The sequence below is a fragment of the Gottfriedia sp. ABJ_BB2_2 genome (genome assembly GCF_055484705.1).
Genome location: NZ_JBVFKR010000008.1, coordinates 1 through 23183 on the forward strand (window position 1 = coordinate 1; position 23183 = coordinate 23183).

The 23183-nt window shown below is 32.5% G+C and carries 25 protein-coding genes; 23 read left to right on the plus strand and 2 right to left on the minus strand.

Annotated features, from left to right (window positions below):
* Positions 1-559: 559 nt before the first annotated feature.
* Positions 560-808, minus strand: coding sequence for a ferredoxin (locus tag ACX6U0_RS16000; RefSeq protein ID WP_087999383.1), 249 nt, complete (start codon positions 806-808; stop codon positions 560-562).
* Between the two features lie 317 nt (positions 809-1125).
* Here ACX6U0_RS16000 and ACX6U0_RS16005 point away from each other — a divergent pair, with 317 nt between their 5' ends.
* The 14 genes from ACX6U0_RS16005 to rpsA all read left to right on the plus strand — a co-directional run bounded on the left by ACX6U0_RS16005 (position 1126) and on the right by rpsA (position 14505).
* Positions 1126-2196 carry a YpbB family protein gene (locus tag ACX6U0_RS16005; RefSeq protein WP_464960885.1) on the plus strand — a complete coding sequence of 357 codons (1071 nt, stop codon included), beginning with the start codon at positions 1126-1128 and terminating at the stop codon, positions 2194-2196.
* Complete coding sequence (locus ACX6U0_RS16010) at positions 2187-3707, plus strand: RecQ family ATP-dependent DNA helicase (protein ID WP_464960886.1); 1521 nt, start codon at positions 2187-2189, stop codon at positions 3705-3707. The genes ACX6U0_RS16005 and ACX6U0_RS16010 overlap by 10 nt, the downstream gene beginning before the upstream one ends.
* A gap of 12 nt (positions 3708-3719) precedes the next feature.
* On the plus strand, positions 3720-4304 hold the full coding sequence (locus tag ACX6U0_RS16015) for a lysostaphin resistance A-like protein (RefSeq protein WP_464960887.1): 585 nt from the start codon (positions 3720-3722) through the stop codon (positions 4302-4304).
* The gene (locus ACX6U0_RS16020) at positions 4301-4906 is read left to right on the plus strand and encodes a LysM peptidoglycan-binding domain-containing protein (RefSeq protein WP_464960888.1); all 606 of its coding nucleotides are present in this window, start codon (positions 4301-4303) and stop codon (positions 4904-4906) included. Before ACX6U0_RS16015 ends, ACX6U0_RS16020 begins: the two co-directional genes overlap by 4 nt.
* Positions 4907-5327: 421 nt before the next feature.
* Positions 5328-5891 (plus strand): hypothetical protein, encoded by a 564-nt coding sequence (locus tag ACX6U0_RS16025; protein ID WP_464960889.1) that lies wholly within the window; start codon positions 5328-5330, stop codon positions 5889-5891.
* A gap of 45 nt (positions 5892-5936) precedes the next feature.
* On the plus strand, positions 5937-6845 hold the full coding sequence (locus ACX6U0_RS16030) for a MerR family transcriptional regulator (RefSeq protein ID WP_464960890.1): 909 nt from the start codon (positions 5937-5939) through the stop codon (positions 6843-6845).
* Between the two features lie 76 nt (positions 6846-6921).
* The gene (locus ACX6U0_RS16035) at positions 6922-7530 is read left to right on the plus strand and encodes a genetic competence negative regulator (RefSeq protein WP_464960891.1); all 609 of its coding nucleotides are present in this window, start codon (positions 6922-6924) and stop codon (positions 7528-7530) included.
* 242 nt (positions 7531-7772) lie between these two features.
* Positions 7773-9053, plus strand: coding sequence for a Glu/Leu/Phe/Val family dehydrogenase (locus ACX6U0_RS16040; RefSeq protein ID WP_464960892.1), 1281 nt, complete (start codon positions 7773-7775; stop codon positions 9051-9053).
* 127 nt (positions 9054-9180) lie between these two features.
* The gene (locus ACX6U0_RS16045; RefSeq protein WP_464960893.1) at positions 9181-10155 is read left to right on the plus strand and encodes a YpdA family putative bacillithiol disulfide reductase; all 975 of its coding nucleotides are present in this window, start codon (positions 9181-9183) and stop codon (positions 10153-10155) included.
* Positions 10156-10282: 127 nt separating this feature from the next.
* Complete coding sequence (locus tag ACX6U0_RS16050; protein WP_464960894.1) at positions 10283-11251, plus strand: asparaginase; 969 nt, start codon at positions 10283-10285, stop codon at positions 11249-11251.
* 288 nt (positions 11252-11539) lie between these two features.
* Positions 11540-12202, plus strand: coding sequence for a flagellar brake protein (locus ACX6U0_RS16055; protein WP_464960895.1), 663 nt, complete (start codon positions 11540-11542; stop codon positions 12200-12202).
* 70 nt (positions 12203-12272) lie between these two features.
* Positions 12273-12458, plus strand: a complete 186-nt coding sequence (locus ACX6U0_RS16060; RefSeq protein ID WP_464960896.1) for a DUF5359 family protein — start codon at positions 12273-12275, stop codon at positions 12456-12458.
* A gap of 137 nt (positions 12459-12595) precedes the next feature.
* On the plus strand, positions 12596-13276 hold the full coding sequence (cmk, locus tag ACX6U0_RS16065; RefSeq protein ID WP_464960897.1) for a (d)CMP kinase: 681 nt from the start codon (positions 12596-12598) through the stop codon (positions 13274-13276).
* 107 nt (positions 13277-13383) lie between these two features.
* Positions 13384-14505: a 30S ribosomal protein S1 gene (rpsA, locus tag ACX6U0_RS16070; protein WP_464960898.1), complete on the plus strand. Its 1122-nt coding sequence runs from the start codon at positions 13384-13386 to the stop codon at positions 14503-14505.
* A gap of 626 nt (positions 14506-15131) precedes the next feature.
* On the opposite strand, the gene ACX6U0_RS16075 is transcribed toward rpsA, so the two are convergent.
* Positions 15132-15269: a YpzI family protein gene (locus ACX6U0_RS16075; RefSeq protein ID WP_087999398.1), complete on the minus strand. Its 138-nt coding sequence runs from the start codon at positions 15267-15269 to the stop codon at positions 15132-15134.
* Positions 15270-15400: 131 nt separating this feature from the next.
* Between ACX6U0_RS16075 and ACX6U0_RS16080 the strand changes: the two genes are divergently transcribed.
* From ACX6U0_RS16080 to folE, 9 genes are all read left to right on the plus strand, one after another.
* A complete protein-coding gene (locus ACX6U0_RS16080; RefSeq protein WP_464960899.1) occupies positions 15401-15991 on the plus strand; it encodes a YphA family membrane protein in 591 nt (196 codons plus the stop codon).
* A gap of 132 nt (positions 15992-16123) precedes the next feature.
* Complete coding sequence (gene der / locus ACX6U0_RS16085; protein WP_464960900.1) at positions 16124-17434, plus strand: ribosome biogenesis GTPase Der; 1311 nt, start codon at positions 16124-16126, stop codon at positions 17432-17434.
* Positions 17435-17488: 54 nt separating this feature from the next.
* On the plus strand, positions 17489-18529 hold the full coding sequence (locus tag ACX6U0_RS16090) for an NAD(P)H-dependent glycerol-3-phosphate dehydrogenase (RefSeq protein ID WP_464960901.1): 1041 nt from the start codon (positions 17489-17491) through the stop codon (positions 18527-18529).
* 122 nt (positions 18530-18651) lie between these two features.
* Positions 18652-18915 (plus strand): stage VI sporulation protein F, encoded by a 264-nt coding sequence (locus tag ACX6U0_RS16095; RefSeq protein ID WP_087999402.1) that lies wholly within the window; start codon positions 18652-18654, stop codon positions 18913-18915.
* Between the two features lie 283 nt (positions 18916-19198).
* Complete coding sequence (locus ACX6U0_RS16100) at positions 19199-19384, plus strand: DUF2768 domain-containing protein (RefSeq protein ID WP_464960902.1); 186 nt, start codon at positions 19199-19201, stop codon at positions 19382-19384.
* A gap of 20 nt (positions 19385-19404) precedes the next feature.
* Positions 19405-20121, plus strand: a complete 717-nt coding sequence (locus tag ACX6U0_RS16105; RefSeq protein ID WP_464960903.1) for a hypothetical protein — start codon at positions 19405-19407, stop codon at positions 20119-20121.
* 197 nt (positions 20122-20318) lie between these two features.
* Positions 20319-21797, plus strand: a complete 1479-nt coding sequence (spoIVA, locus tag ACX6U0_RS16110; protein ID WP_087999405.1) for a stage IV sporulation protein A — start codon at positions 20319-20321, stop codon at positions 21795-21797.
* A gap of 316 nt (positions 21798-22113) precedes the next feature.
* Complete coding sequence (locus ACX6U0_RS16115; RefSeq protein ID WP_056466694.1) at positions 22114-22386, plus strand: HU family DNA-binding protein; 273 nt, start codon at positions 22114-22116, stop codon at positions 22384-22386.
* Positions 22387-22524: 138 nt separating this feature from the next.
* A complete protein-coding gene (gene folE, locus ACX6U0_RS16120) occupies positions 22525-23097 on the plus strand; it encodes a GTP cyclohydrolase I FolE (RefSeq protein WP_087999406.1) in 573 nt (190 codons plus the stop codon).
* The last annotated feature ends 86 nt before the right edge of the window (positions 23098-23183 follow it).

Consider the following 23183-nt stretch of genomic DNA (forward strand, 5'->3'; position numbering starts at 1 on the left):
CTTTTTTAAAACATCGAATCATCTCTAAAAGGCTTTATTTAACTACTTAAATGAAGCACTTTCAATTTTGCTTTTATTCAACTTCTAATAAAAAACAAAAAACTTGATAGTGTTTTGGAAAAAGAAGAGTGTTGAAATCCACTGCGGGATGCTCGCTTTCCATGGTGCTGGCGCTGAGCCTCCTCGTCACTTACGTTCATGTGGGGTCTCAGCTGTCCAGCATTTCCCATAGGAGTCGAGCAACCTTCCGTTCCATACTACTTCTAAAAGAAAATAAGACAAATTCTTTAATGCTTTTATTCAATTACATAGATAAAGCTAAATAATTTCTTAAATGCTTTTATCCAATTAATAGACAAGTACCCAAAAATAAAAACACAAGCTTTATCTAAGTGAATAGATGTAACTTCATAAAATAAAACCACCACAATCTAATGAAGTATGGTAGATTCGCTCTCGATCATCTAAAAACATATTTACAAACAACAATCTTTTGACGAACACTAAGTGTTTTTTAGAGGAAATAAAAAAACGACGATTTACATCGTCGTTATTTTTACTATTCGAATTTTAAAGCGTCGCCATCGAATGATTCGTCAGCTACTTTAATAGAATCTGTTGGACATCCTTCAAATGCGTCCATCATGTCATCTAATAACACGTCTGGAATTTCAACGATACCTTGGTTATCATCTAAAGTAACGTATGCAATCCCCTCATCATCATAGTCATAGATATCTGGTGCAGCAGCGCCACATGCGCCACAAGCGATACAAGTGTCTTTATCAACGATTGTATATTTTGCCATTGTGTTGACCTCCCAAATTATTCCCTGTTTTTATTACAGATACTATTTTTGTAATGTACCTGTAAATATTTTAAAACGGTTTCCGAAACTTTTCAATATAATTGTAACAGGTTTTGCAAAAATAGAGAAATGAAGTATGAAAAGGTAAAATAATTAAGTATTTTAATCATATTAAAATGGTTCGGATATTGATACATATGATAAGCTAGAAGAAATTAAAACTATCAATAAAAATAGTTTTGAATATTTTATTCAGAAATTATATTGAGCATAAAAATATTCAAATATATTATACAATTTTGTTCGAGAGGATTATGATGAATAAATTAACGATACTAGAAGAAGTCGTATTATTTTTAGTTAATCGATATAATGGTGAGCGAACAATTCAAGGTATTACCTACTTATTAAAAGGAAAACAAAGTGCACAGATTATTCAAGATAGTCATTTTTACCAAGTAACAAAATTTTTTGGTCTTTACCAATTCCTTACTCAACAGAATATGCAGGATTTAGTAAAAAGTTTAAAGGAAAAAGGATATATCGAAAAAAATGACGGGAATAACATTTATCGAGTAAGTCATAAGGGTTTAATGTATTTACAAAATGATAAATTACAATTCCATGCTTTTCAATATATAAATGGCTTAAGATTTGTAAGTGTACAAAAAATCTTTTGGAAAAGACTGTCACTATTTTTTCAAACTATCTCTAACATCAATCAAAATATTAAATATTTTAGAGCTGTTCAGCAAGAAAATGATGTGCAGGATTGGGTGAAAACAGAATTATTAAATGCTAAGAGAAATAAAAAAGATTTATTGTTTCATTTTCATACAGAATTACACCATGTATTACAGCAGTTACATAATGATGATGCTTCTTTATTTGTGAAACGACTATCCGGTGCAAATTCGTATGGGATGACTTTAGAACAAATTGCGTCTGATGAAAATAAAAGCGAAGACCTGATTTATATTCAATCTGTTAATGCAATGCATCATTTATTAACAATTTTGACTGAACAAACAGCGGAATACCCAATGCTAAGTCGTTTTCTAAAGGGGAGTTTTAGCACTAATATTACAAATACTTCGATTGAAACGAAACGTTTACTTGAAGCTGGTAAAACGATTAAAGAAATTGCAGCGATTCGTCATTTGAAAACCAGTACAATAGAGGATCATATTGTTGAATGTGTGTTGAGTGATGATTTATTATCTATCGACCAATTTATTAATAAGGAAGAATATATCAAAATTAAAGAAAAAATAGAGGAGTTACAGACTAGGAAATTAAAAGATATAAAAGAAGCACTTTTAAACGAAGTTACGTATTTCCAAATTCGTATTACTCTTGCAAGAATGGGTGATCTAAAATGGAATTAAATCAATTGTTAAAAGAAAAGTTTGGGTATGATTCATTTAGAAAAAATCAAGAAGCTATAATCAATGATTTGATTCATCAAAAAGATGTACTCGCTATGTTACCAACAGGTGGTGGGAAATCATTATTGTATCAATTTTCCGGCCTACTACTTCCAGGCATTATTGTCATTGTGTCACCACTATTATCATTAATGGAAGACCAGGTGGAACAATTAAGGGCATTTGGTGAGAAGAGAGTTATTGCATTAAATAGTTTTCGAAGCTTTGAACAGAAAAAGCATCTTTTACAAAATTTACAATCATATAAATATATTTTTGTATCACCCGAAATGCTACAAAATCAATTTTTAATTCAAAAGCTTTCACAAGCAAAGGTTTCTTTATTTGTTGTTGATGAAGCGCATTGTATATCTCAATGGGGACATGATTTTAGACCAGAGTATAAAGCTCTTGGTGAAATTAAAGAGAGTTTACATAATCCAACAGTGCTAGCGTTGACCGCAACTGCTACTGAAAGTGTAAGAGATGAAATCATTTCAACTTTGAAGCTTGGTTTTGTACATACATATATTGAGTCCGTTAATCGTGAAAATATTGCATTACATATTGAACATGTAGAGTCAGAAGAAGAAAAAATTGAACAATTAATTTATTATATAAAGCATTTAAACGGCCCTGGAATCATATATTGCGGTACGAGGTCGATGTGTGAGAAAATTTCACGTATTGTAAATGAATCAATCAAATGTCGAGTCGCTTATTATCATGGTGGCATGGACCAAGAACAAAGAATTTTAATTCAACAGCAATTTATTCAAAATCAGATAGACTTAATCGTTTGTACGAGTGCATTTGGTATGGGGATAAATAAGCCAAACGTAAGATTTGTCGTTCATTTGGGTTATCCGTCAAATATTGAAAACTATCTTCAGGAAATTGGCAGAGCTGGTAGAGATGGAGAACCTAGTGTAGCGATCTTATTTTTGACCGAAAATGATCATGACCTACCTTTACGCTTAATTGAAGACGAATTACTTTCAATGTTTCAACTAGAATCGTTTATCTCATATGTAAAAAAAATAAATGAGGCTACCATTCATTTAACAGAGAGCTTGATCGTAAATTGGAAAGCTACATTTCAATTTAGTGATATTCAATGGCAGACTTTATTTAGCGAATTAAATAAATGGAATATGATTGAACATAACCAATTGTTTGTTGATAGAGTGAACATCGATTTTTTACATGAATTAGAAAGAATGATCCAAGAAAGAAGAAATGTGAAATATGTAAAGCTAAAATCTATGAAGGATTTTCTAGCTTCAACGACTTGTTACCGTGAAAACTATCTTTCAGTATTCAATGAATCTATAACGAGTAGACCTATTAATTGTTGTAATCATTGTGGATTTTCATTTGAACAGTATTTTTCACATGTTAAAAATATTAGTAAAGATGATGTTTATACATATTCTTGGGAGGAAGATCTAAGTAAAAAATTAGGTCTGTGAGGAACAACTGATATGGAAAATGAATTAAGTCGACAAAACTTATCTATTAAAAATTTAAAAAAGAGTGTGTATGGTACGCAACTTATCATATTATTAATCGCAATCATCTGTATTGGATTTTTTATTGGATTTGATGATTTTGTACAAAAACAATCGTCTTTTTTAAGTCTTGAAACGTTCATCTTTGGTGTTGGTGGAGGAATTGTATTAGTCTTATTTAATGTATTGTTAAACTATACAGTCCCTGAACGATTTTTAGATGATGGTGGATTTAATAAAAAGTTTTTTACATCACTATCTGTATTTGAAATGACCATTTTATGTGTTTTAATTGCCTTATCTGAAGAAATATTTTTTAGAGGATTTGTCCAAACAAAATTTGGGATTATTTTGGCATCCATTATTTTTGCGTTAGTTCATTTTCGATATGTAAAAAAACCAGTTTTATTTGTGATTGTATTATTAGAAAGCTTTTTTATTGGATACTTATATTTAATCACTAAAAATATTTTGGTAGTTTTTATTACACATTTTATCCTTGATTATGTATTAGGTTTATATATGAAATTTAGTCTAGAAAGTGAAGAAGAGAAATGAGTAGAAAAGATCGAGAAAAACAGGTTGGTGGTTTGAAAAGAAAACACAAATTGAATAAAGGAATTGCTGAACCCCAATCAGTTGATATGTTGAATTTGCCACCAAGAAGTAAATCAATTCAAAAAAAAGAAGATGAGAGAAGACCTTGGTGGAAAATTAAATATCCTTTAATCACTGTACTTGTTTTTCTTTTTATCTTATTACCAATTGGTGTTGTCGCACTAGTTCAATATAAATATGAAGGGATTTTTTCAAATAAAAGTAGTTTATTTATTCCTTCTAATAAATTTGAAAAAGTAAAGATTACTTCGACAGAAGAGAATCATCAACAGCAAGAAGAAACAACGAATGAGGGAAACCAAAAGCCAGCAAAAGCAAATGAGAATAAAGATCCTAGGATACCAGTTCCAGATGAATCCTTAGGGATAAAAGAAATTAAGCATGTTGTCCAAGAGGGTGAAACACTATTTACAATCTCTATGAAGTATTATAAAAACCGAAATGGCGAAGAAATTATTCAAGATGAAAATAACTTAAAAGATATAGAGGTTAAACCTGGACAAGTCTTAAAAATTCCTTTAAATGTTGATTTAAATAAATAAAACGAAAAATAATAAATGATAAATAGAGAAAAGCTTATGTCCTTGAATGACAAGTGGACGTAAGCTTTTCTTTCGTTTCATATATTTTTCAATTTAGTAGAGTTTTTGTATAATAGTAGAAAAGTATTTGCTTTTGCCGAGTATAGAAAATAAATATAGAATCTTTAAAAGTTTAATTTTGACCTTTAATTGAGTATGTAAGTAAGGCCGAAATGGTTATGGACTTGTTATCACCGTAAATTCGGCACGGTGCTGGTTATGTTTACAGGGGGGAAATCACATAGTATTAGTATTTGTTAGTTTCATTTGTATGATTGCATTCATTTATTTACTAATTAAAAAGTCGAGAAAAAATGGTATCAGGTTTGAGAATAGGGAGATACAACTGAACCATACTGATTTAACTTTAGAAGAAATTCAATTGATTTGGATGACAAATATAGGTGATTATCGTATAAAAAGAGCGGATCTTGAAAGAATGTGTACGAATAATACGATTTTTATATTAAGTGGGTATTCAAAAAGGAAGGTAAAAAGATATTTTGAAGAAAATATTAAATTCCTCTCTTCCTTAGCTCCTTCTTATTATTTATGGAGTTCTGAAGATTATAAAGGGAATTTTAGAGATTTAAATGCACTGTTATTAGATTGCAAAGTAACTATTTTAGAAAATACTAGTGCATTGTTTGAAACTGAGAATGGTACAAAGTTTTCTATAATTGGTTTAGACGATGTAGGTACGAATCGAGATCATATCGTGTATGCCACTGAAAATACAAATAGTGAAGATATAAATATATTGACCAGTTTTACAGAGTTGAAAAATAGCTTTGAAAAGCAATATGAAAGTATTCAAGTTTATCTGTTTGAAAGAAGTCAAGATCATGTAAATCGTAATCAGAAAACGATATATTTGGAGCTAAACAATGAAAAAGGACTTTTGAAGCAAAAAACTATTTCTATTATCAACTTTAAAGTAATGTAGAGATTGTACTTTGGTTTCATGTAGCTATACTGGAGGAAAACAAAATTGGCCCAAATAGGAAAATACAATATTAAAGCAATCTCAAACTTAGTAGGTATTTTACCAGGTACATTACGAGCTTGGGAAAGACGATACAATATTATCAGTCCAGTTAGAAATGAAGCAGGACATCGATTGTATACTGAGGAGCATGTATATATTTTAAAATGGCTTGTTCAGAAGGTGAATGAAGGATTTACGATTGGACAAGCAATTAATTTATATGAAACAAAAGAGCATAAAACAAGTAGTGATAAGAGTTTTACTGAAAATCTCCAATCTGATCATTTAGTAAATCAAATAGTATCGGCGTTATCTTCGTTTGAAGAGAGTGAAGCGCACAATTATATAAATGAAGCATTTAGTTTATATTCAGTTGATAAGGTATTATTTAAAATTATTTCTAAGGTGTATCTCATTATTGGTGATAAATGGAGAAATGGTGAGATTACTAGTGCTCACGAACACTTTGCAACATCGTTTTTACGGACAAGATTAGGGATGATTTATCAGAATCTCCCAAATAATAAACATTTGCCAAAACTAATCGCAGTATGTGGCCCAGATGAAAAACATGAACTTGGATTACTCATTTTTACAATTTATTTAAGAAGAATTGGGTTTCAAGTAATCTATTTAGGGGCTTCAATCGATTCATCAGATTTAGTTCAAGTGATTAAAGAAGTGAATCCGGCAGGTTTTGTTATTTCATGTACTTTAAAAGAGAATTTAAAGAAAACGATTGATTTTGCTATTGCAATCAAAAAAATTCAGCCGAATGTTATTATAGGAATCGGCGGATATGCAGTGTCAACTTGCGAGAGTCCAATTATGGATTCTATTCAAGAATTTTATGTCGGTAACGCTCAATCAAATTGGGAAGAGTGGTTAAAGCAGAATTTTAATTATAAATGATTTTCTACTTTAGAATCACCAAAATTATATAAAAACATAAACTGTAATATGGTTAATGCAGCAAGGAGGCTAGTTCATGAGGTTGGAACGGTTGAACTACAATAAAATTAAAGTTTTTCTTACATCTGATGATTTATCAGAGCGAGGATTAACAAAAGAAGATTTATGGTACAATGCACCAAAAGTTCAACAGCTTTTTCAAGATATGATGCATGAAGCTAGCGTAGAATTAGGTTTTGAAGTAGATGGAAAAGTATCTGTTGAAGTATTTTCACTACAAGCACAAGGAATGGTTGTAATTGTGACAAAATCAGATGAGATTTTAGAAGAGGAAGAAGAATTTCAAGATGATTTTATCTCAATGGAAGTAATCCTTGATGAAAGTGAACATATATTGTACGAGTTTTCTACTTTAGATGATCTAATCCTACTTTCTGAAAAATTAGTTTCTTGTGATGTTTCTGGTGGAAGACTTTTTTCATTCGAAAATACATTTTATATAAAGTTTGAAGAACATGAATTAGGTCGTCTTGACCGAGAAACATTTTACGCAATTCTAGCTGAATATGGAAATCCTTCTACGAGAACGATTTATCGAATTATTGAATATGGAAAAGAACTAATTTCAGAAAATGCTATCGAACAACTGCATTTTTATTTCGTGGAAAAAAAGACCTCTCAATAGAAATTTTTTTGAGAGGTTTTTTGTTTTGTAAATTATTTTTAAATATATTGTATTAATTGTTAAACTATTCTTTTCAAACGTTAAAAAGAGGAGTATAATGACGGTAGAAAACGCTTACATTAGAGTATTATTATATTTTGTTTTCTATGTGTTTATAACTTTCAAAAAGGGATGGAAAGTTGTATACTAATTTCAGAATGAACGAATAATTTTTCATAGTTCAAATTTCTAGGGGGTTTACAATGGTTGCCGAGAAATCTACAGAGAAAAATAGCAACACTGAAGAACATTTAGATGTACTAGCGCCTACGCAGGTAGTTATTAAAGAAGCGTTAGAGAAACTTGGATATTCAAATGAAATGTACGAATTATTAAAAGAACCAGTTCGAATGATGACTGTGAAAATTCCTGTTCGTATGGATGATGGACAAGTGAAAATTTTCACAGGTTACAGAGCTCAACATAATGATGCAGTTGGACCTACAAAAGGTGGAATTCGTTTCCATCCGAATGTAACAGAAAATGAAGTGAAAGCTCTTTCAATTTGGATGAGCTTAAAATGTGGTATTGTTGATTTACCATATGGTGGAGGTAAAGGTGGAATTATTTGTGACCCACGTGATATGTCTTTCCGTGAATTAGAAAGATTAAGTCGTGGATATGTTCGTGCGATTAGTCAAATCGTTGGACCAACAAAGGATATTCCAGCTCCAGACGTATTTACAAATTCTCAAATCATGGCATGGATGATGGATGAGTATTCTAGAATTGATGAATTTAACTCACCAGGCTTCATCACTGGAAAACCATTAGTACTTGGTGGTTCACATGGCCGTGAAACTGCAACTGCAAAAGGTGTTACAATTGTAATCCGAGAAGCTGCAAAACGTAGAGGAATCAACTTAGAAGGCGCACGAGTTGTTATCCAAGGTTTTGGTAATGCAGGAAGCTTCTTAGCTAAATTTATGCATGATGCAGGTGCAAAAGTTATCGGTATTTCAGATGCATATGGTGCACTTCATGATCCAAATGGTTTAGATATTGAATACTTATTAGATCGTAGAGATAGTTTTGGAACAATTACAAAATTATTTAATAATACAATTTCAAATAAAGAGTTATTAGAATTAGATTGCGATATTTTAGTTCCAGCAGCAATTGAAAACCAAATCACAAAAGATAATGCTCACAATATTAAAGCAAGCATTGTTGTCGAAGCGGCAAATGGACCTACTACTCTTGAAGCGACAAAAATATTAACAGAACGCGACATTTTATTAGTACCAGACGTTTTAGCTAGTGCTGGTGGCGTAACAGTTTCTTACTTTGAATGGGTTCAAAATAACCAAGGTTATTACTGGACTGAAGAAGAAGTAGAAGAAAGACTTGAAAAAGTAATGGTTCGCTCATTCAATAATATTTACGAAACAAGTGTAAACCGTAAAGTAAATATGCGTTTAGCAGCTTACATGGTTGGTGCTCGTAAAATGGCTGAAGCAAGTAGATTCAGAGGTTGGGTATAATCTAAAATTAAAACAAGATGGAGATTCCATCTTGTTTTTTTATTGCTCAATTATTAGACAAAACGGATAATATCGGTAAAATAGATAATAGAATAACCGAGACCGCGTTTAATGGAGTTGTTATAAAATGGAAAAAGTTGATGTGCTAATTATAGGTGGAGGCCCTTGTGGGATCGCGACATATCTGTCTTTGAAATATAAAGGAATATCAGCACTGATTATTGAAAAAGGAAATATTGTTCATACACTCAGTCGTTTTCCTACTCATCAAACATTCTTTAGTACAAGTGAAAAATTAGAAGTAGGAAACATACCGTTTATTATTGAAGGTAGAAAACCGAAAAAACACCAAGCGCTTGCATACTATAGAGATGTTGTCAAAAGAAATATGATTACGATTCATTCTTTTGAAGAAGTAATAAAGGTTACAAAAAATAAAGATTTTCTTGTTGAGTCAATTACAATAAGTGGAGAACAAAAGCATTATCAGGCTAAAGCTGTAGTGGTAGCAACAGGGTATTATGATCAACCCAATTATCTATCAATCCCTGGTGAAGAGCTTGAAAAAGTATCACATTATTTTTTTGAAGGACACAAGCATTTTAATCAAAAAGTCGTCATTGTTGGTGGGAAAAACTCAAGTGTAGATGCTGCATTAGAGCTTGAAAAATGTGGTGCTGAAGTAACAGTTTTGTATAGAGGTGAATCTTATTCACCTAGTATAAAACCATGGGTATTACCAGAATTCGAGGCACTTGTTAGATCAGAAACAATCGAGATGAAGTTTCAAGCAAATATATTAGAAATTAAAGATAAGTCAGTAGTTTATGAACAACTAGGGAAGATTTATGAAATAGAAAATGATTTTGTTTACGCGATGACTGGATACCATCCTGATCACACTTTGATTAAAAGTATGGGTGTTGGTGTAGATGATGTAACGGGTCGTCCAACATTTAATCAAGAAACAATGGAAACAAATATTGAAGGAATCTATATCGCAGGAGTGATCGCTGCTGGAAATAATGCAAATGAAATTTTCATTGAAAATGGCCGTTTCCATGGTGATTTAATTGCGAATCATATCATTTCATCTAAATAATCATGATTAAAGAACGTAGTGTATGCTACGTTTTTTATTCTTTACAAAATATTAATTAGAATGGTGGGTTCCTATTTACTTGTACAATTTTAAGATGTTATAATTCCTGTGAAACGGGGTGTGAAAAATGAAAAAAGTCGTTCTAATTACAACAGGTGGTACGATTGCAAGTAAACCAAATGCACAGTCTGGTAAATTAGATTCTGGTGCATTATCTGGACAAGAAATAGCTGAAATGCTTAAATTACCGAATGATATCAATATCATTGTTGATTCATTTTTCCAAGTTCCAAGTATGCATATCAGTTTTAATCATTGGATTTTGCTTCAAAATAAAATTGAAGAGTATTTTAATGATAAATCTGTCGATGGTATTGTCGTTACACATGGAACGGATACACTCGAAGAAACAGCTTATTTTTTAGATTTAACTGTAGATGATGAAAGACCTGTCGTTATTACAGGATCTCAAAGATCTCCTGGTGAATTAGGGACAGATGCATTTATAAACTTAAGGCATGCGATCTATACTGCATCTGATGATGCATCAAAAAATATCGGAACTGTCGTCGTTTTTAATGAGCGAATATTTACAGCGAAATATGTTAAAAAAGAACATGCTTCAAATATCCAAGGATTCAACGTATTTGGATTTGGTTATCTAGGAATTATTGATAATGACAAAGTCCATATTTATCAAAAACCAGTCTTGCAAGACAAATACAAGTTAACAAAAGAATTACCACAGGTTGATATTATTAAATGTTACATAGAAGCTAAAGGATATCTTGTGAAAGCATCAGTTGATCATGGTGCAAAAGGTATTGTTTTAGAAGGAGTCGGTAGAGGGCAGGTCTCACCTCATATGACTGAGGAAATTGAAGCAGCAGTCAAAAAAGGGGTTAAAGTTATCATTACGACAAGCTCTGAAGAAGGCGAAGTATACCCGACATATGATTATTTTGGGAGTGCATACGATTTAGTTAATAAAGGTGTAATCCTAGGAAAAGATTATGATAGTAAGAAAGCAAGAATCAAACTGACTGTCATGCTAGCTTCAGATGTAGAAAACATTCACGAAGGCTTCCATAAATAAATGAATAAATACCTTACAAAAAAGAAACGTGTAAAGCACGTTTCTTTTTTGTATTTCATAAAAATGCTTAAAAAGATATGTAGAAATATATCTCTAATGACAAAAGACCTATTTTGGTTGTTTTACTCTGTAGTATTAGTACCATTTGAGTAATTAAAAGATTTCGTAATTGTGAAAAAACTACATATACTTACTCAATTTCATCATTTATACTAGTATTATATACCAATGAAGAATGACGACTTTCGTCACGGAATCAATTATGTGAACATTATTTGGGAGGGTCTAATGCTAAATGTAGGGGATGTACTAATTTTAGAAGACGTTGATGCAAAAGAAGTAAAACGATATAAATCAAAAATCGTAGAAATAAGAAATGAAGAATTATATATAGACTACCCTTTTGATGAAGCAACTGGTAAAGCATCTTTCTTATTAAATAACCAAAAATTAAAAGCTTATATTGTGACAAAAGAACAAAATGTGTTTACTTTCTATACTTCAATAATTGGAAGAAAAAAAATTGAGATTCCAGTCATTATCATGTCTTATCCAGGTAATGAATCTTTAGAAAAAACTCAAAGAAGACGTTACGTTCGTGTACCAAGTATAGTTGATGTAGCCGTTCATCCATTATTTGATGATTTTAAACCGTTTACAACAACTAGTCTTGATATTAGTGCTGGCGGCATTGCAATCCTTGCACCGCAAGAAAATGAGTTTATTATTGGTAAGACAATTGTTTTGTGGTTAGTATTGCCATTTGAAGGTGAATCACACCGATATGTTCAAACAAAAGCTCATATCATACGAGTAAATAGTCAAGTGGTTGATGGAAAACAAAGAGTTTCCCTTGAATTTGATGGATTATCACCTACACAAAGACAAGATTTAATACAGTTTTCATTTGATCAACAATTAAAGCATCGAAGAAAAGGTATGAAAATTTAATATTTGTTTAAATTGTGTATAAAATTTACTACATAAAATCATAATGGTAATTAAAAAGGTATGGATCAGAATGAAAAGAGTAGAAAGAATCCTTTTAAAATTAATTATCATTCAATTTTTATGTTTAGTATTTAGTCAATATCTTTTATCCTTTCCAAGTCTCTCTGTATATTTGACGAAAATTGAATTATACGAAGGGGTCACACAAAAGGCAAAAGATGTTACGCGAGAAGTATATAATGAAATTGGTAAATAAGATGAATTCAATCACTTCATATGGTAAGATAAAAAAAAGCAGGGATGCCTGTTTTTTTTATTTGAAAACATTTTTTTAGGACATGCTAAGACAAAGTTGCTATATCAAGTAGCAATTTTTTTATGTAGGGAGGACATATGAGTAAAAAAATAAGTATCGCTATAGACGGACCAGCGGCTGCCGGTAAAAGTACAGTTGCAAAAATAGTGGCAAAACAATTAGGCTATATATACATAGACACAGGCGCAATGTATCGAGCACTAACTTTAAAAGCACTTCAAAATGAAGTTGATGTGAATAATGAAAAAGAATTATCGCTATTACTTTCTAGAATGACAATTAAGCTTGTACCAGAAGATGGGGTACAAAAAGTTTATATTAATGAAACTGATGTTTCAGAAGCTATCCGTACACCAGAAGTCACTAGAAATGTATCATTTGTTGCTAAGCATAGTTTAGTACGTGAAAAAATGGTAGATTTACAACGTGAATATGGAGTTAATGGTGGCGTTGTAATGGATGGAAGAGATATTGGTACACATGTTTTAGTGAATGCAGAAGTGAAAATATTTATGATTGCTTCAGTTGATGAAAGAGCACAAAGAAGGCATGTTGAAAATCTTAAAAACGGTTTTGAAAGTGATTTAGACATTTTGAAAGAGGAAATTGCAACTAGAGACAAAATTGATTCGGAACGAGAAGTATCGCCACTAAAAAAAGCTGATGATGCAGTTTCATTGGATTCAACATCAAAAAGCATAAATGACGTAGTTGAAGAAATATTGTCGATTGTAAAAGAAAAAACAAATAATATTTAGATGAATTATTCATCACATTCCTTGACTTTTCTACCTATTTATTAGAAGGTAAAAGAGGACAATACATAAAAGGTCTAACCGTTTTCAAAAATAAGGAGGAATATGATATGGTTGAAAAAGTAATGCCAGAGGTTGGGGAAATTATCTCATGCGTAGTTGAACAAATTGAAGATAAGCAAGCAATTGTAGGTTTTGGTGGAAAAACGGATGGTATTCTTCCTATAAAAGAAATTTCTAATGTACATATTGAAAATGTAAACGAAGTATTAACTGTTGGACAAGAAATTGAATTAAAAGTAATTAAAATCGAAGAAGATACTGTTGTGTTCTCTAAACGTGCAGTTGATTCAGAAAAAGCATGGGATGTTTTAACTGAAAAATTAGCAAGTAAAGAAGTATTTGAAGTTATCATTACAGAGCAAGTAAATGGAGGACTTATTGCAGATGTGGGTGTACGTGGATTCATCCCAGCTTCATTAGTTTCTAAAAAATTCGTTGAAGATTTAGCTGCATTTAAAGGTCAATCACTTGAAGTAGTAGTAGAAGAAGTAGATCGTGAAAAAAATCGTGTGATCTTATCACACAAAGCAGTTGAACAATTAAATGAAGTTGAAAACCGTCGTAAAGCTTATTCTTCAATTCAAGTTGGTCAAGTTATTGAAGGTAAAGTTGAAAGATTAACGAACTTTGGTGCATTCGTAAATATTGGTGGAGTAGATGGTTTAGTTCATGTATCTCAAATGTCACATAACCGAATCTCAAAGCCTGAAGAGGCAGTATCTGTTGGAGATACAGTAAAAGTAAAAGTTCTTTCAATTGACACTGAAACAAATCGCATTGCATTATCTATGAAAGCAATCCAACCAGGGCCATGGGATCAATTAGATAGTAAATTAACAGCTGGTGCAGTCGTAGAAGGAAAAGTAAGAAGACTAACAAACTTTGGTGCATTTGTAGAAGTACAAGAAGGTATTGAAGGATTAGTACACGTTTCTCAAATTGCTGATAAGCATATCAAAAACCCAAATGAAGTCCTAACAGTTGGCCAAGAAGTAAAAGTCAAAGTGTTAGAAATTAACCAAAGTGATAAGAGACTTTCATTAAGTATTAAAGAAGCTGGCGAAGCTGAGCTTCAAGAAGAAATCTCAAAATATATTCAACCAAGTGAAAATAGTGGTTTCCAACTAAGTGAACTTCTTGGTGACAAACTAAATAAATTTAAAAAGTAATCATGAAAAAATCCTTTAGCATTTATTGCTAAAGGATTTTTTTGATGAACTTTGCACTCAGGATAAGTAATGGCAACATATTATTGATTCTTTGGCTTATGCTTGTCGGAGCTAAGCAGTCGCCTCCACTTTTCTTGATGTCTAGTTCCAGGCGTTTGCCCCTCGAGTCATAAGCCAAACCCCACTAATGGTAAAAAGCACCTTTATTGGTTTTTGTCTTATGCTTGTCGGAGCTAACCAGTCGCCTCCACTTTTCGAGATGTCTAGTTCCAGCGCCTAACCCCACGAGTCATAACCCAATGCCCAGTAAAAGTTAAAAACCAACTTTTACCGGTCCTTGTCTTATGCTTGTCGGGGCTGAGCAGTCGCCTCCACTTTTCTGATGTCTAGTTCCAGGCGTTTGCCCCTCGAGTCATAAGCCAAACCCCACTAAAGGTAAAAAGCACCTTTATTGGTTTTTGTCTTATGCTTGTCGGGGCAGAACGAGGCGCTTCCACTTTTCGAGATGTCTAGTTCCGGCTCCTAGCTCCTCGAGGTCATAAGTCAATCCCAGGTAAAGGTTAAAAAGCAACCTTTCCCTGGGCTCGACTTATGCTTGTCGGAGCTAACCAGTCGCCTCCACTTTTCTAGTTATGCTGATTTATTTCTCTTGCTTCTTCTGGTGTGTCGAGTCTTGTTGCACCCTTGTTGTGGATGCTTTGATCTCGGTCAGATTCTACTCTTCTTGATTGTCTAAGTTTTTTTTCTTGTCGATCTTTTCCCAAAGGTTTCACCTCCAAACGATTCACTTATAGGTTCGTTTTTATTGAAACTTCTTATTCACTTTCTTGAAAGATTGATTATTTTCATGGAGAAATGTCGAATACTAAGTGTATGTAAGTGGGAGGTTTTTGGCGTGAAAGGTTTGTATTTTTTATTTTCAATTTGGACAATCATTTTGTTTTATTCTAGAACGAAAGATAGTTTGAATGAAAAATTTTTAAAGTTGGGTGTTTTGTTTTGTTTGATCATTTGTTCTACTTTTAATTTCGAGTTTTTAAGTTATCAAATGAATGTAGCATTTCTTATGATGATATTTTTAATTAGTTATCATGTTAGTAAGTTAAAGTTTAGTGAACAATTTATTCATTTCTTTAAAGGACTCATTATCGGTATGGCGTATTGTAGTATGAGTATACTGGCGATTTATGATCCTGCGAGTTATTTTATCAATGATTTTATTTCAATATCATTCATGACAACTGTGTTGGCAGTATTTTTAAGTAATCATTACATTGAAAGATTAAGACTGCTAATAATAGGACTAATACAAGGTGAAGTATTTAACTTTTTTACTTATCGATCAATAAAAGTACAATATATCATAGGTGATTTATTATGGCTGGATTCTTTATTTTTTACCATTTTACTAATCACTACAATTAGATTATTGTCATTATATTTTTCAAAAAAGAATTTGAAAAGTGGAAAATTAGTAAAAAATTGATGAAAATTGGTCTTTTTTCACATTTTTTGTTAAAATAGATAAGTTATTTAAATAAATTATATATGAGATGAAAACTAAAAACATTTATTAAGAATTAAATGGTTCATAGTTATGCTAGGAAGGATGAATTAAATGTCTAAACCGACAGTTGCAATAGTTGGACGTCCTAATGTAGGGAAATCAACTATCTTTAATAGAATCGTGGGAGAAAGAATCTCGATTGTAGAAGATATACCAGGCGTTACTCGAGATCGTATTTATAGCTCTGCAGAGTGGTTAAATCAGGAATTTAGCTTAATTGATACAGGTGGAATTGATATTGGTGATGAGCCGTTTTTAGAGCAAATTCGTCAGCAAGCTGAAATCGCAATGGATGAGGCTGATGTTATTATTTTTCTAACAAATGGTCGTGAAGGCGTTACAGCGGCCGATGAAGAAGTTGCAAAAATTTTATACAAAACGAAAAAACCAGTCGTGTTGGCTGTTAATAAAGTTGATAATCCAGAAATGCGTAGTGATATTTATGATTTCTATGCGTTAGGATTTGGAGAAGTTTATCCAATTTCAGGTTCTCATGGATTAGGTCTAGGGGATTTACTAGATGAAGTTATCGGTCATTTTCCAGATAAACAACAAGAAAACTATGATGAAGAAACAATTAAATTTAGTTTAATTGGCCGTCCAAATGTTGGGAAATCTTCATTGGTAAATGCTTTATTAGGTCAAGAACGCGTTATCGTAAGTAATGTTGCAGGTACAACACGTGATGCAGTCGATACGCCTTATACAAAAGATGGACAAGATTATGTCATTATTGATACTGCAGGTATGAGGAAAAAAGGAAAAGTATATGAAAGTACAGAAAAGTATAGTGTACTTAGAGCATTACGAGCGATTGAACGATCTGATGTTGTTTTAGTTGTTTTAGATGGTGAAGAAGGAATTATCGAACAGGATAAGAAAATTGCTGGTTATGCACATGAAGCGGGTAGATCAGTTGTAATCGTCGTTAATAAATGGGATGCTGTTGAAAAAGATGAAAAGACAATGAAAGAGTTTGAAGAAAATATTCGCGCTCATTTCCAATTTTTAGATTATGCTCCAATAGTATTCTTATCAGCAAAAACACGTAAGAGAACTCAAACTTTATTACCAATGATCAATAAAGCATGTGAAAGTCATAGCTTACGTGTACCGACAAATGTTCTAAATGATGTCATTATGGATGCGATTGCGATGAACCCTACACCGACACATAACGGTCAAAGACTTCGTGTGTATTATGCAACACAGGTTGCAATTAAGCCACCAACATTTGTTGTATTCGTGAATGACCCTGAATTACTTCACTTTAGTTACGAACGTTTCCTTGAAAATCGTATAAGAGATGCATTTGATTTTGAAGGTTCACCAATTAAGATTATTGGTCGTGCGCGTGCATAAGTTGAGCAAAATTAATAATATTTTTGAATCTGATTTTTGAAAGTGAGTGTTTGTATGACAAAAAAAATAGCTGTTCTAGGCGCGGGTAGTTGGGGAACTGCCTTAGCCATGGTCTTAGCAGATAACGGACATACTGTTACTTTGTGGGGAAATAAATCTGACTTAATCAATGAAATAAATGAATTCCATACGAATAAACGATATTTACCAGAAATAGAACTACCACACTCATTAAAAGCGACTGTTGAATTAAATGAAGCAGTTGAGGATGCTAAATATATATTACTAGTTGTACCAACAAAAGCGATTAGAGAAGTATGTCAAAAATTAAATCCTATTTTAAAAAATAAAGTTACGATCATCCATGCTAGTAAAGGGATTGAACCAGATTCATCTAAACGTATTTCAGAAATGATATCTGAAGAGATTGATGAACAGCATTTAGGGTCAGTAGTCGTATTATCAGGTCCGAGTCACGCCGAAGAAGTTGCTTTGAGACACCCAACTACTGTTACATCGGCTTCAGCCAATATGGAAGAAGCTAGTGCAGTACAAGAGTTGTTTTCTAATGGCTATTTCCGTGTTTACACTAATGAAGACGTGATTGGTGTAGAAATTGGTGGTGCACTTAAGAACATTATTGCATTGGCGGCAGGTATAACTGATGGGCTTGGATATGGTGATAATGCAAAAGCAGCGTTAATGACACGAGGTTTAGCAGAAATCATACGTTTAGGTAAAGAGATGGGTGCTAACCCTCAAACATTTGCCGGCTTAACGGGCATGGGCGATTTAATTGTAACTTGTACAAGTGTACATAGCCGAAATTGGCGTGCAGGTAATTTATTAGGTAAAGGCCAATCATTAGATGAAGTGTTAGAGAATATGGGTATGGTTGTAGAAGGCGTACGAACGACAAAAGCAGCTTATCAGCTAGCGAAACAAGCAAATGTTGAAATGCCGATCGTAAATGAATTATATGCAGTGTTATTTGAAGGGAAAAACCCGAAACTTGGGGTTGATGCCTTAATGAATCGTGATAAGAGACATGAAGGCGAAAGTACTTCAAATTTTATTAGTGATTTGACGAAATAAGTTATGAAAGCATTAAAAACGACGTTTTTAATGCTTTTTATCTTGTAGCCTCTTTTAGGCGTTTCACCATTTCTATCTTTTTGCATAGCATATGGTGTATAGCGAAGAAGGAGGTTTGAATAGTGTCAAATAATCAAAATGGTTTCTTTGATAAAATTGAAAAAAAGGCAAATGTAAGTAAAACAGATATTTTTAAAGTTGCTGATTCAGTTAAAGATGCTAATTTCAAAGATGAGGCTACTGTTCGTAAACTAGTACGTCAAATTGCAGCAATGACTGGTCGTCAGGTAACGAAAGATAAAGAAGATAAAATTGTTCAAGCAATTGTTACGAATAATATGCCTCTTGATTTTCAATCTTTAACAAATATGTTTAAACAAAAATAATTGGGCTCATTCTCTGCGATGTATTGAGTGCATAATGTATATTTTATGCATAATATAGAATGACTTTTACCGGATGTATTCTGGTGGGTGTTAGTCGAAGTGAAGCAAGTGCCCCAATTTGCTTCAAGGAAAGAAGAAGTGAAGAAACTTTTTCTTTCTTTTTTAAAGATTAAAAGGACAAGCTAGGTTATTTAATTGATTTAAAACATTTGTAGAATTTGATTTAAAACAAGAAACTATTTTGTTACTATAGTAATGTGAGAAATTACATAGGGGGTTTAAGATGAATACTGAAATAAGCGCATTCGTAGGAATGGGATTAATGATTCTATCAATTTTATTAATTTACTTAAGTAGAAATTGGATTAAAATAAAATTTTTTAAAGTGGTTACAGCATTTTTAGCGTATATGTCATTAATTATTTCTGGTTTATTAATAACATATGTCGTTTTGAGCTGGCCTACCTAATTACTAATAAGGGGATTAACATGAAGAAGCTACTTTTTATCGTATGTATGTGCTCTGTTGTTAGTATGTTAAGTGGATGTTTATATCCAGATGATCAACTTGCACAAAATCAGATTCCATATGAAGATCAATTACAGTCAGTCCAAACTGCAGTTAATAAATTTAAAGAAAATAATAATGGTTTATTACCAATTAAAAATAAAGATATGACAACGCCTGTCTATTTAAAATATCCAGTCGATTTTACAAAACTAATTCCTAGCTATATAAGTGATGCCCCCGGGAATGCTTATGAAAATGGTGGGGTCTACCAATATGTTTTAATTGATGCAGAGACGAATCCAACTGTTAAACTAATTGACCTTCGTATTGCAGAAAAAATTAGAGATGTTTCTTTGCGAGTACAAGTCTATAAAGATAAAAATACATACCCACCAATAAAAGAAACGTTAAGTAAAGGTGTTTTCCTACTAAACTACAAAAAGATGGGGTTTAAAGAAGAACCATTTGTAATAAGTCCATATAGTCAAAAAAACTTACCAATCGTCATGGGCAATGATGGAGAATTTTACGTAGATTACTCAGCTGATTTATTTGAAAAAATAAACGATGCTAAAAAAATGAAAACCGGTGAAGATATACGTCAAATCTTAATAAAAGACTCACCGATTTTACCAGCATATTCATTACCGTATACGATTCAAGATGGACAACCGGTATTTTTAGAACAAAATTAAATAAATAAAATCATAATCCTTTGATAAAAGAATACATTTTATCGAAGGATTTTTTTATTTCTTCCTAAAAAAATTGATAAGAAAAATTAAAAAATCTTGTCATAACTCTCTAGGACAACATCATAGAATGATATTGTCATAGGCATACTACTTCAAGTCAATTATTCCCATGTATTGATAAATCGGGAGGGGAACACATGGAAAAGATAGATATTTTTAAAGACATTGCCGAGCGCACTGGAGGAGATATTTACTTAGGTGTAGTAGGTGCTGTTCGTACTGGTAAATCAACGTTTATTAAGAGATTCATGGAAGCAGTTGTTATTCCTAATATTCAAAATGAAGCGGATCGTGCTAGGGCACATGACGAACTTCCTCAAAGTGCTGCTGGAAAAACAATTATGACAACTGAACCAAAGTTCGTACCAAATCAAGGTGTAAAAATTCACGTAGCTGATGGTTTAGATGTAAATATTCGTTTAGTAGACTGTGTAGGTTATAGCGTACCAGGTGCTAAAGGTTATGAAGATGAAAATGGTCCGAGAATGATTAGTACACCATGGTATGAAGAACCAATTCCGTTTAATGAGGCTGCGGAAATTGGAACAAGAAAAGTAATTCAAGAACACTCTACAATTGGAGTGGTTGTAACAACTGATGGAACGATTGGTGAGATTGCAAGATATGACTATATTGAGGCTGAAGAACGAGTTGTAGAAGAGTTAAAAGAAGTTGGCAAGCCGTTCATTATGGTCATTAATTCTTCACAACCATATCATCCTAATACAGAAAGCTTAAGACAAGAGCTATCTCAAAAATATGACATCCCTGTAATTGCGCTAAGTGTAGAAGCGATGCGTGAAGGTGATGTAATGAACGTATTAAGAGAAGCGCTATATGAATTCCCAGTACTAGAGGTAAACGTGAATTTACCAAGTTGGGTACTTGTCTTAAAAGAAAATCATTGGTTACGTCAAAGTTACCAAGAAGCTATTCAAGAAACAGTTAAAGACATTAAACGTCTTAGAGATGTTGATTATGTAGTTGGTCAATTTACAGATTATGAATTCATCCAATATGCACAGCTTGCTGGGATTGATATGGGGCAGGGTGTAGCTGAGATTGATTTATCAGCTCCAGATGAATTATATGATCAAGTGTTAAAAGAAGTAGTTGGAGTTGAAATCCGTGGTAAGGACCATTTATTAGAGCTAATGCAGGATTTTGCTCATGCTAAGCAAGAGTATGATCAAGTAGCAGATGCATTAAAAATGGTTAAACAAACGGGCTATGGAATTGCTGCTCCTTCGCTATTAGATATGAGCTTAGATGAGCCTGAAATCATTCGACACGGTTCGAGATTCGGTGTGAAATTAAAAGCTGTTGCTCCATCTATCCATATGATTAAAGTTGATGTTGAATCAACATTTGAGCCGATTATTGGTACAGAGAAGCAAAGCGAAGAACTTGTTAAATATTTAATGCAAGACTTTGAAGATAATCCACTTTCAATTTGGAACTCAGATATCTTCGGACGTTCGTTAAGCTCAATCGTTCGCGAAGGCATTCAAGCAAAATTATCGTTGATGCCCGAAAATGCGAGATATAAGCTGAAAGAAACGTTGGAAAGAATTATTAACGAAGGTAGTGGCGGATTAATTGCGATTATCCTTTGATCATTGAATGAATCAGATGGAGAGTTATCCATCTGATTTTTTTGTATGTAGAAACCTTTAGAAATCAAGTATTTTAACTTGTTTTTAACATTTTTTTTATAAAGATCACAAAGTTCTATCTACTTTTCAGAAAAGTTACTATTTTTTTCGAGGAATTCCAACATTTTCTTATAAAACATATTGAAATATGCGATAGAATCGTATAATATAAGGCATGACAATGAAATTATTGGTATTTGTTGTATAAAATTTTGAATTTTGGTCACTAATGAAAATAAGACTTAAATTATAACTTTTTTGGGAGGAGGTGAAAGACATGAACAAAACAGACTTAATCAATGCAGTTGCTGAAGCTGGTGAATTAACAAAAAAACAAGCTACTTTAGCAGTTGATGCTGTATTCGAATCAATTCTTGGTGCGTTACAAAACGGGGATAAAGTACAATTAATCGGCTTTGGTAACTTTGAAGTACGTGAGCGTGCAGCTCGTAAAGGACGTAATCCACAAACAGGCGAAGAAATCGAAATCGCTGCAAGTAAAGTTCCAGCTTTCAAACCTGGTAAAGCGCTTAAGGATGCTGTAAAATAATTACATAATTTAAGCGAAATAGAAGGATGCTTATATTGCATCCTTCTTTTTTTGCTTATAAAAAAAGAAATATGTTAAAATAAACAAATCTGATAGAAATGAATATTAGAATTTTTTTTATGCATGGGGGATCAGTTAATGAAAGAAGTAAACTTAGAACAAATTGAACAAGCAGTTCGCCAAATTCTTGAAGCTATTGGTGACGATCCAAATCGTGAAGGTATTTTTGAAACACCTAAACGAGTAGCAAAAATGTATGCAGAAGTTTTTTCTGGTATGCATCAAGATGAGAAGGAACATTTACATAAAGTATTCGGTGAAGATCATGAGGAATTGGTGTTAGTAAAAGACATCCCATTCCATTCTATGTGTGAACATCACTTATTACCATTCTACGGCGTAGCTCACGTTGCTTATATTCCTAGAAATGGTAGAGTTACTGGATTAAGTAAATTAGCTCGTACAGTTGAAACAATCGCAAAACGTCCACAATTACAAGAGCGTATTACTTCATCAGTTGTTGACGCAATTATGGAGGTATTAGAACCTCATGGTGCAATGGTAGTTGTTGAAGCGGAGCATATGTGTATGTCTATGCGTGGTGTTAGAAAGCCTGGTTCAAAAACTGTTACGACTGCTGTACGTGGTTCATTAAAAGAAGATGTACAAGGTAGAAACGAAATTCTTTCTATGATTCATTCAAAAAACTAACATCAATTTAAAAAAAGCAGGTCTTCCTGCTTTTTTTAAAAGCATTCATTAACATGAGAAGTGAATCAGTTTATACCATACATTAC

Coding starts and splice junctions, on each gene's coding strand:
- ACX6U0_RS16090 (WP_464960901.1), top strand. CDS start 17,489: ATGACAAAAAAAATAGCTGTTCTAGGCGCGGGTAGTTGGGGAACTGCC.
- ACX6U0_RS16060 (WP_464960896.1), top strand. CDS start 12,273: ATGAAAAGAGTAGAAAGAATCCTTTTAAAATTAATTATCATTCAATTT.
- ACX6U0_RS16035 (WP_464960891.1), top strand. CDS start 6,922: ATGAGGTTGGAACGGTTGAACTACAATAAAATTAAAGTTTTTCTTACA.
- ACX6U0_RS16040 (WP_464960892.1), top strand. CDS start 7,773: ATGGTTGCCGAGAAATCTACAGAGAAAAATAGCAACACTGAAGAACAT.
- ACX6U0_RS16115 (WP_056466694.1), top strand. CDS start 22,114: ATGAACAAAACAGACTTAATCAATGCAGTTGCTGAAGCTGGTGAATTA.
- ACX6U0_RS16050 (WP_464960894.1), top strand. CDS start 10,283: ATGAAAAAAGTCGTTCTAATTACAACAGGTGGTACGATTGCAAGTAAA.
- ACX6U0_RS16020 (WP_464960888.1), top strand. CDS start 4,301: ATGAGTAGAAAAGATCGAGAAAAACAGGTTGGTGGTTTGAAAAGAAAA.
- der (WP_464960900.1), top strand. CDS start 16,124: ATGTCTAAACCGACAGTTGCAATAGTTGGACGTCCTAATGTAGGGAAA.
- folE (WP_087999406.1), top strand. CDS start 22,525: ATGAAAGAAGTAAACTTAGAACAAATTGAACAAGCAGTTCGCCAAATT.
- rpsA (WP_464960898.1), top strand. CDS start 13,384: ATGGTTGAAAAAGTAATGCCAGAGGTTGGGGAAATTATCTCATGCGTA.
- ACX6U0_RS16005 (WP_464960885.1), top strand. CDS start 1,126: ATGAATAAATTAACGATACTAGAAGAAGTCGTATTATTTTTAGTTAAT.
- ACX6U0_RS16000 (WP_087999383.1), bottom strand. CDS start 808: ATGGCAAAATATACAATCGTTGATAAAGACACTTGTATCGCTTGTGGC.
- cmk (WP_464960897.1), top strand. CDS start 12,596: ATGAGTAAAAAAATAAGTATCGCTATAGACGGACCAGCGGCTGCCGGT.
- ACX6U0_RS16045 (WP_464960893.1), top strand. CDS start 9,181: ATGGAAAAAGTTGATGTGCTAATTATAGGTGGAGGCCCTTGTGGGATC.
- ACX6U0_RS16100 (WP_464960902.1), top strand. CDS start 19,199: ATGAATACTGAAATAAGCGCATTCGTAGGAATGGGATTAATGATTCTA.
- ACX6U0_RS16010 (WP_464960886.1), top strand. CDS start 2,187: ATGGAATTAAATCAATTGTTAAAAGAAAAGTTTGGGTATGATTCATTT.
- spoIVA (WP_087999405.1), top strand. CDS start 20,319: ATGGAAAAGATAGATATTTTTAAAGACATTGCCGAGCGCACTGGAGGA.
- ACX6U0_RS16055 (WP_464960895.1), top strand. CDS start 11,540: ATGCTAAATGTAGGGGATGTACTAATTTTAGAAGACGTTGATGCAAAA.
- ACX6U0_RS16015 (WP_464960887.1), top strand. CDS start 3,720: ATGGAAAATGAATTAAGTCGACAAAACTTATCTATTAAAAATTTAAAA.
- ACX6U0_RS16105 (WP_464960903.1), top strand. CDS start 19,405: ATGAAGAAGCTACTTTTTATCGTATGTATGTGCTCTGTTGTTAGTATG.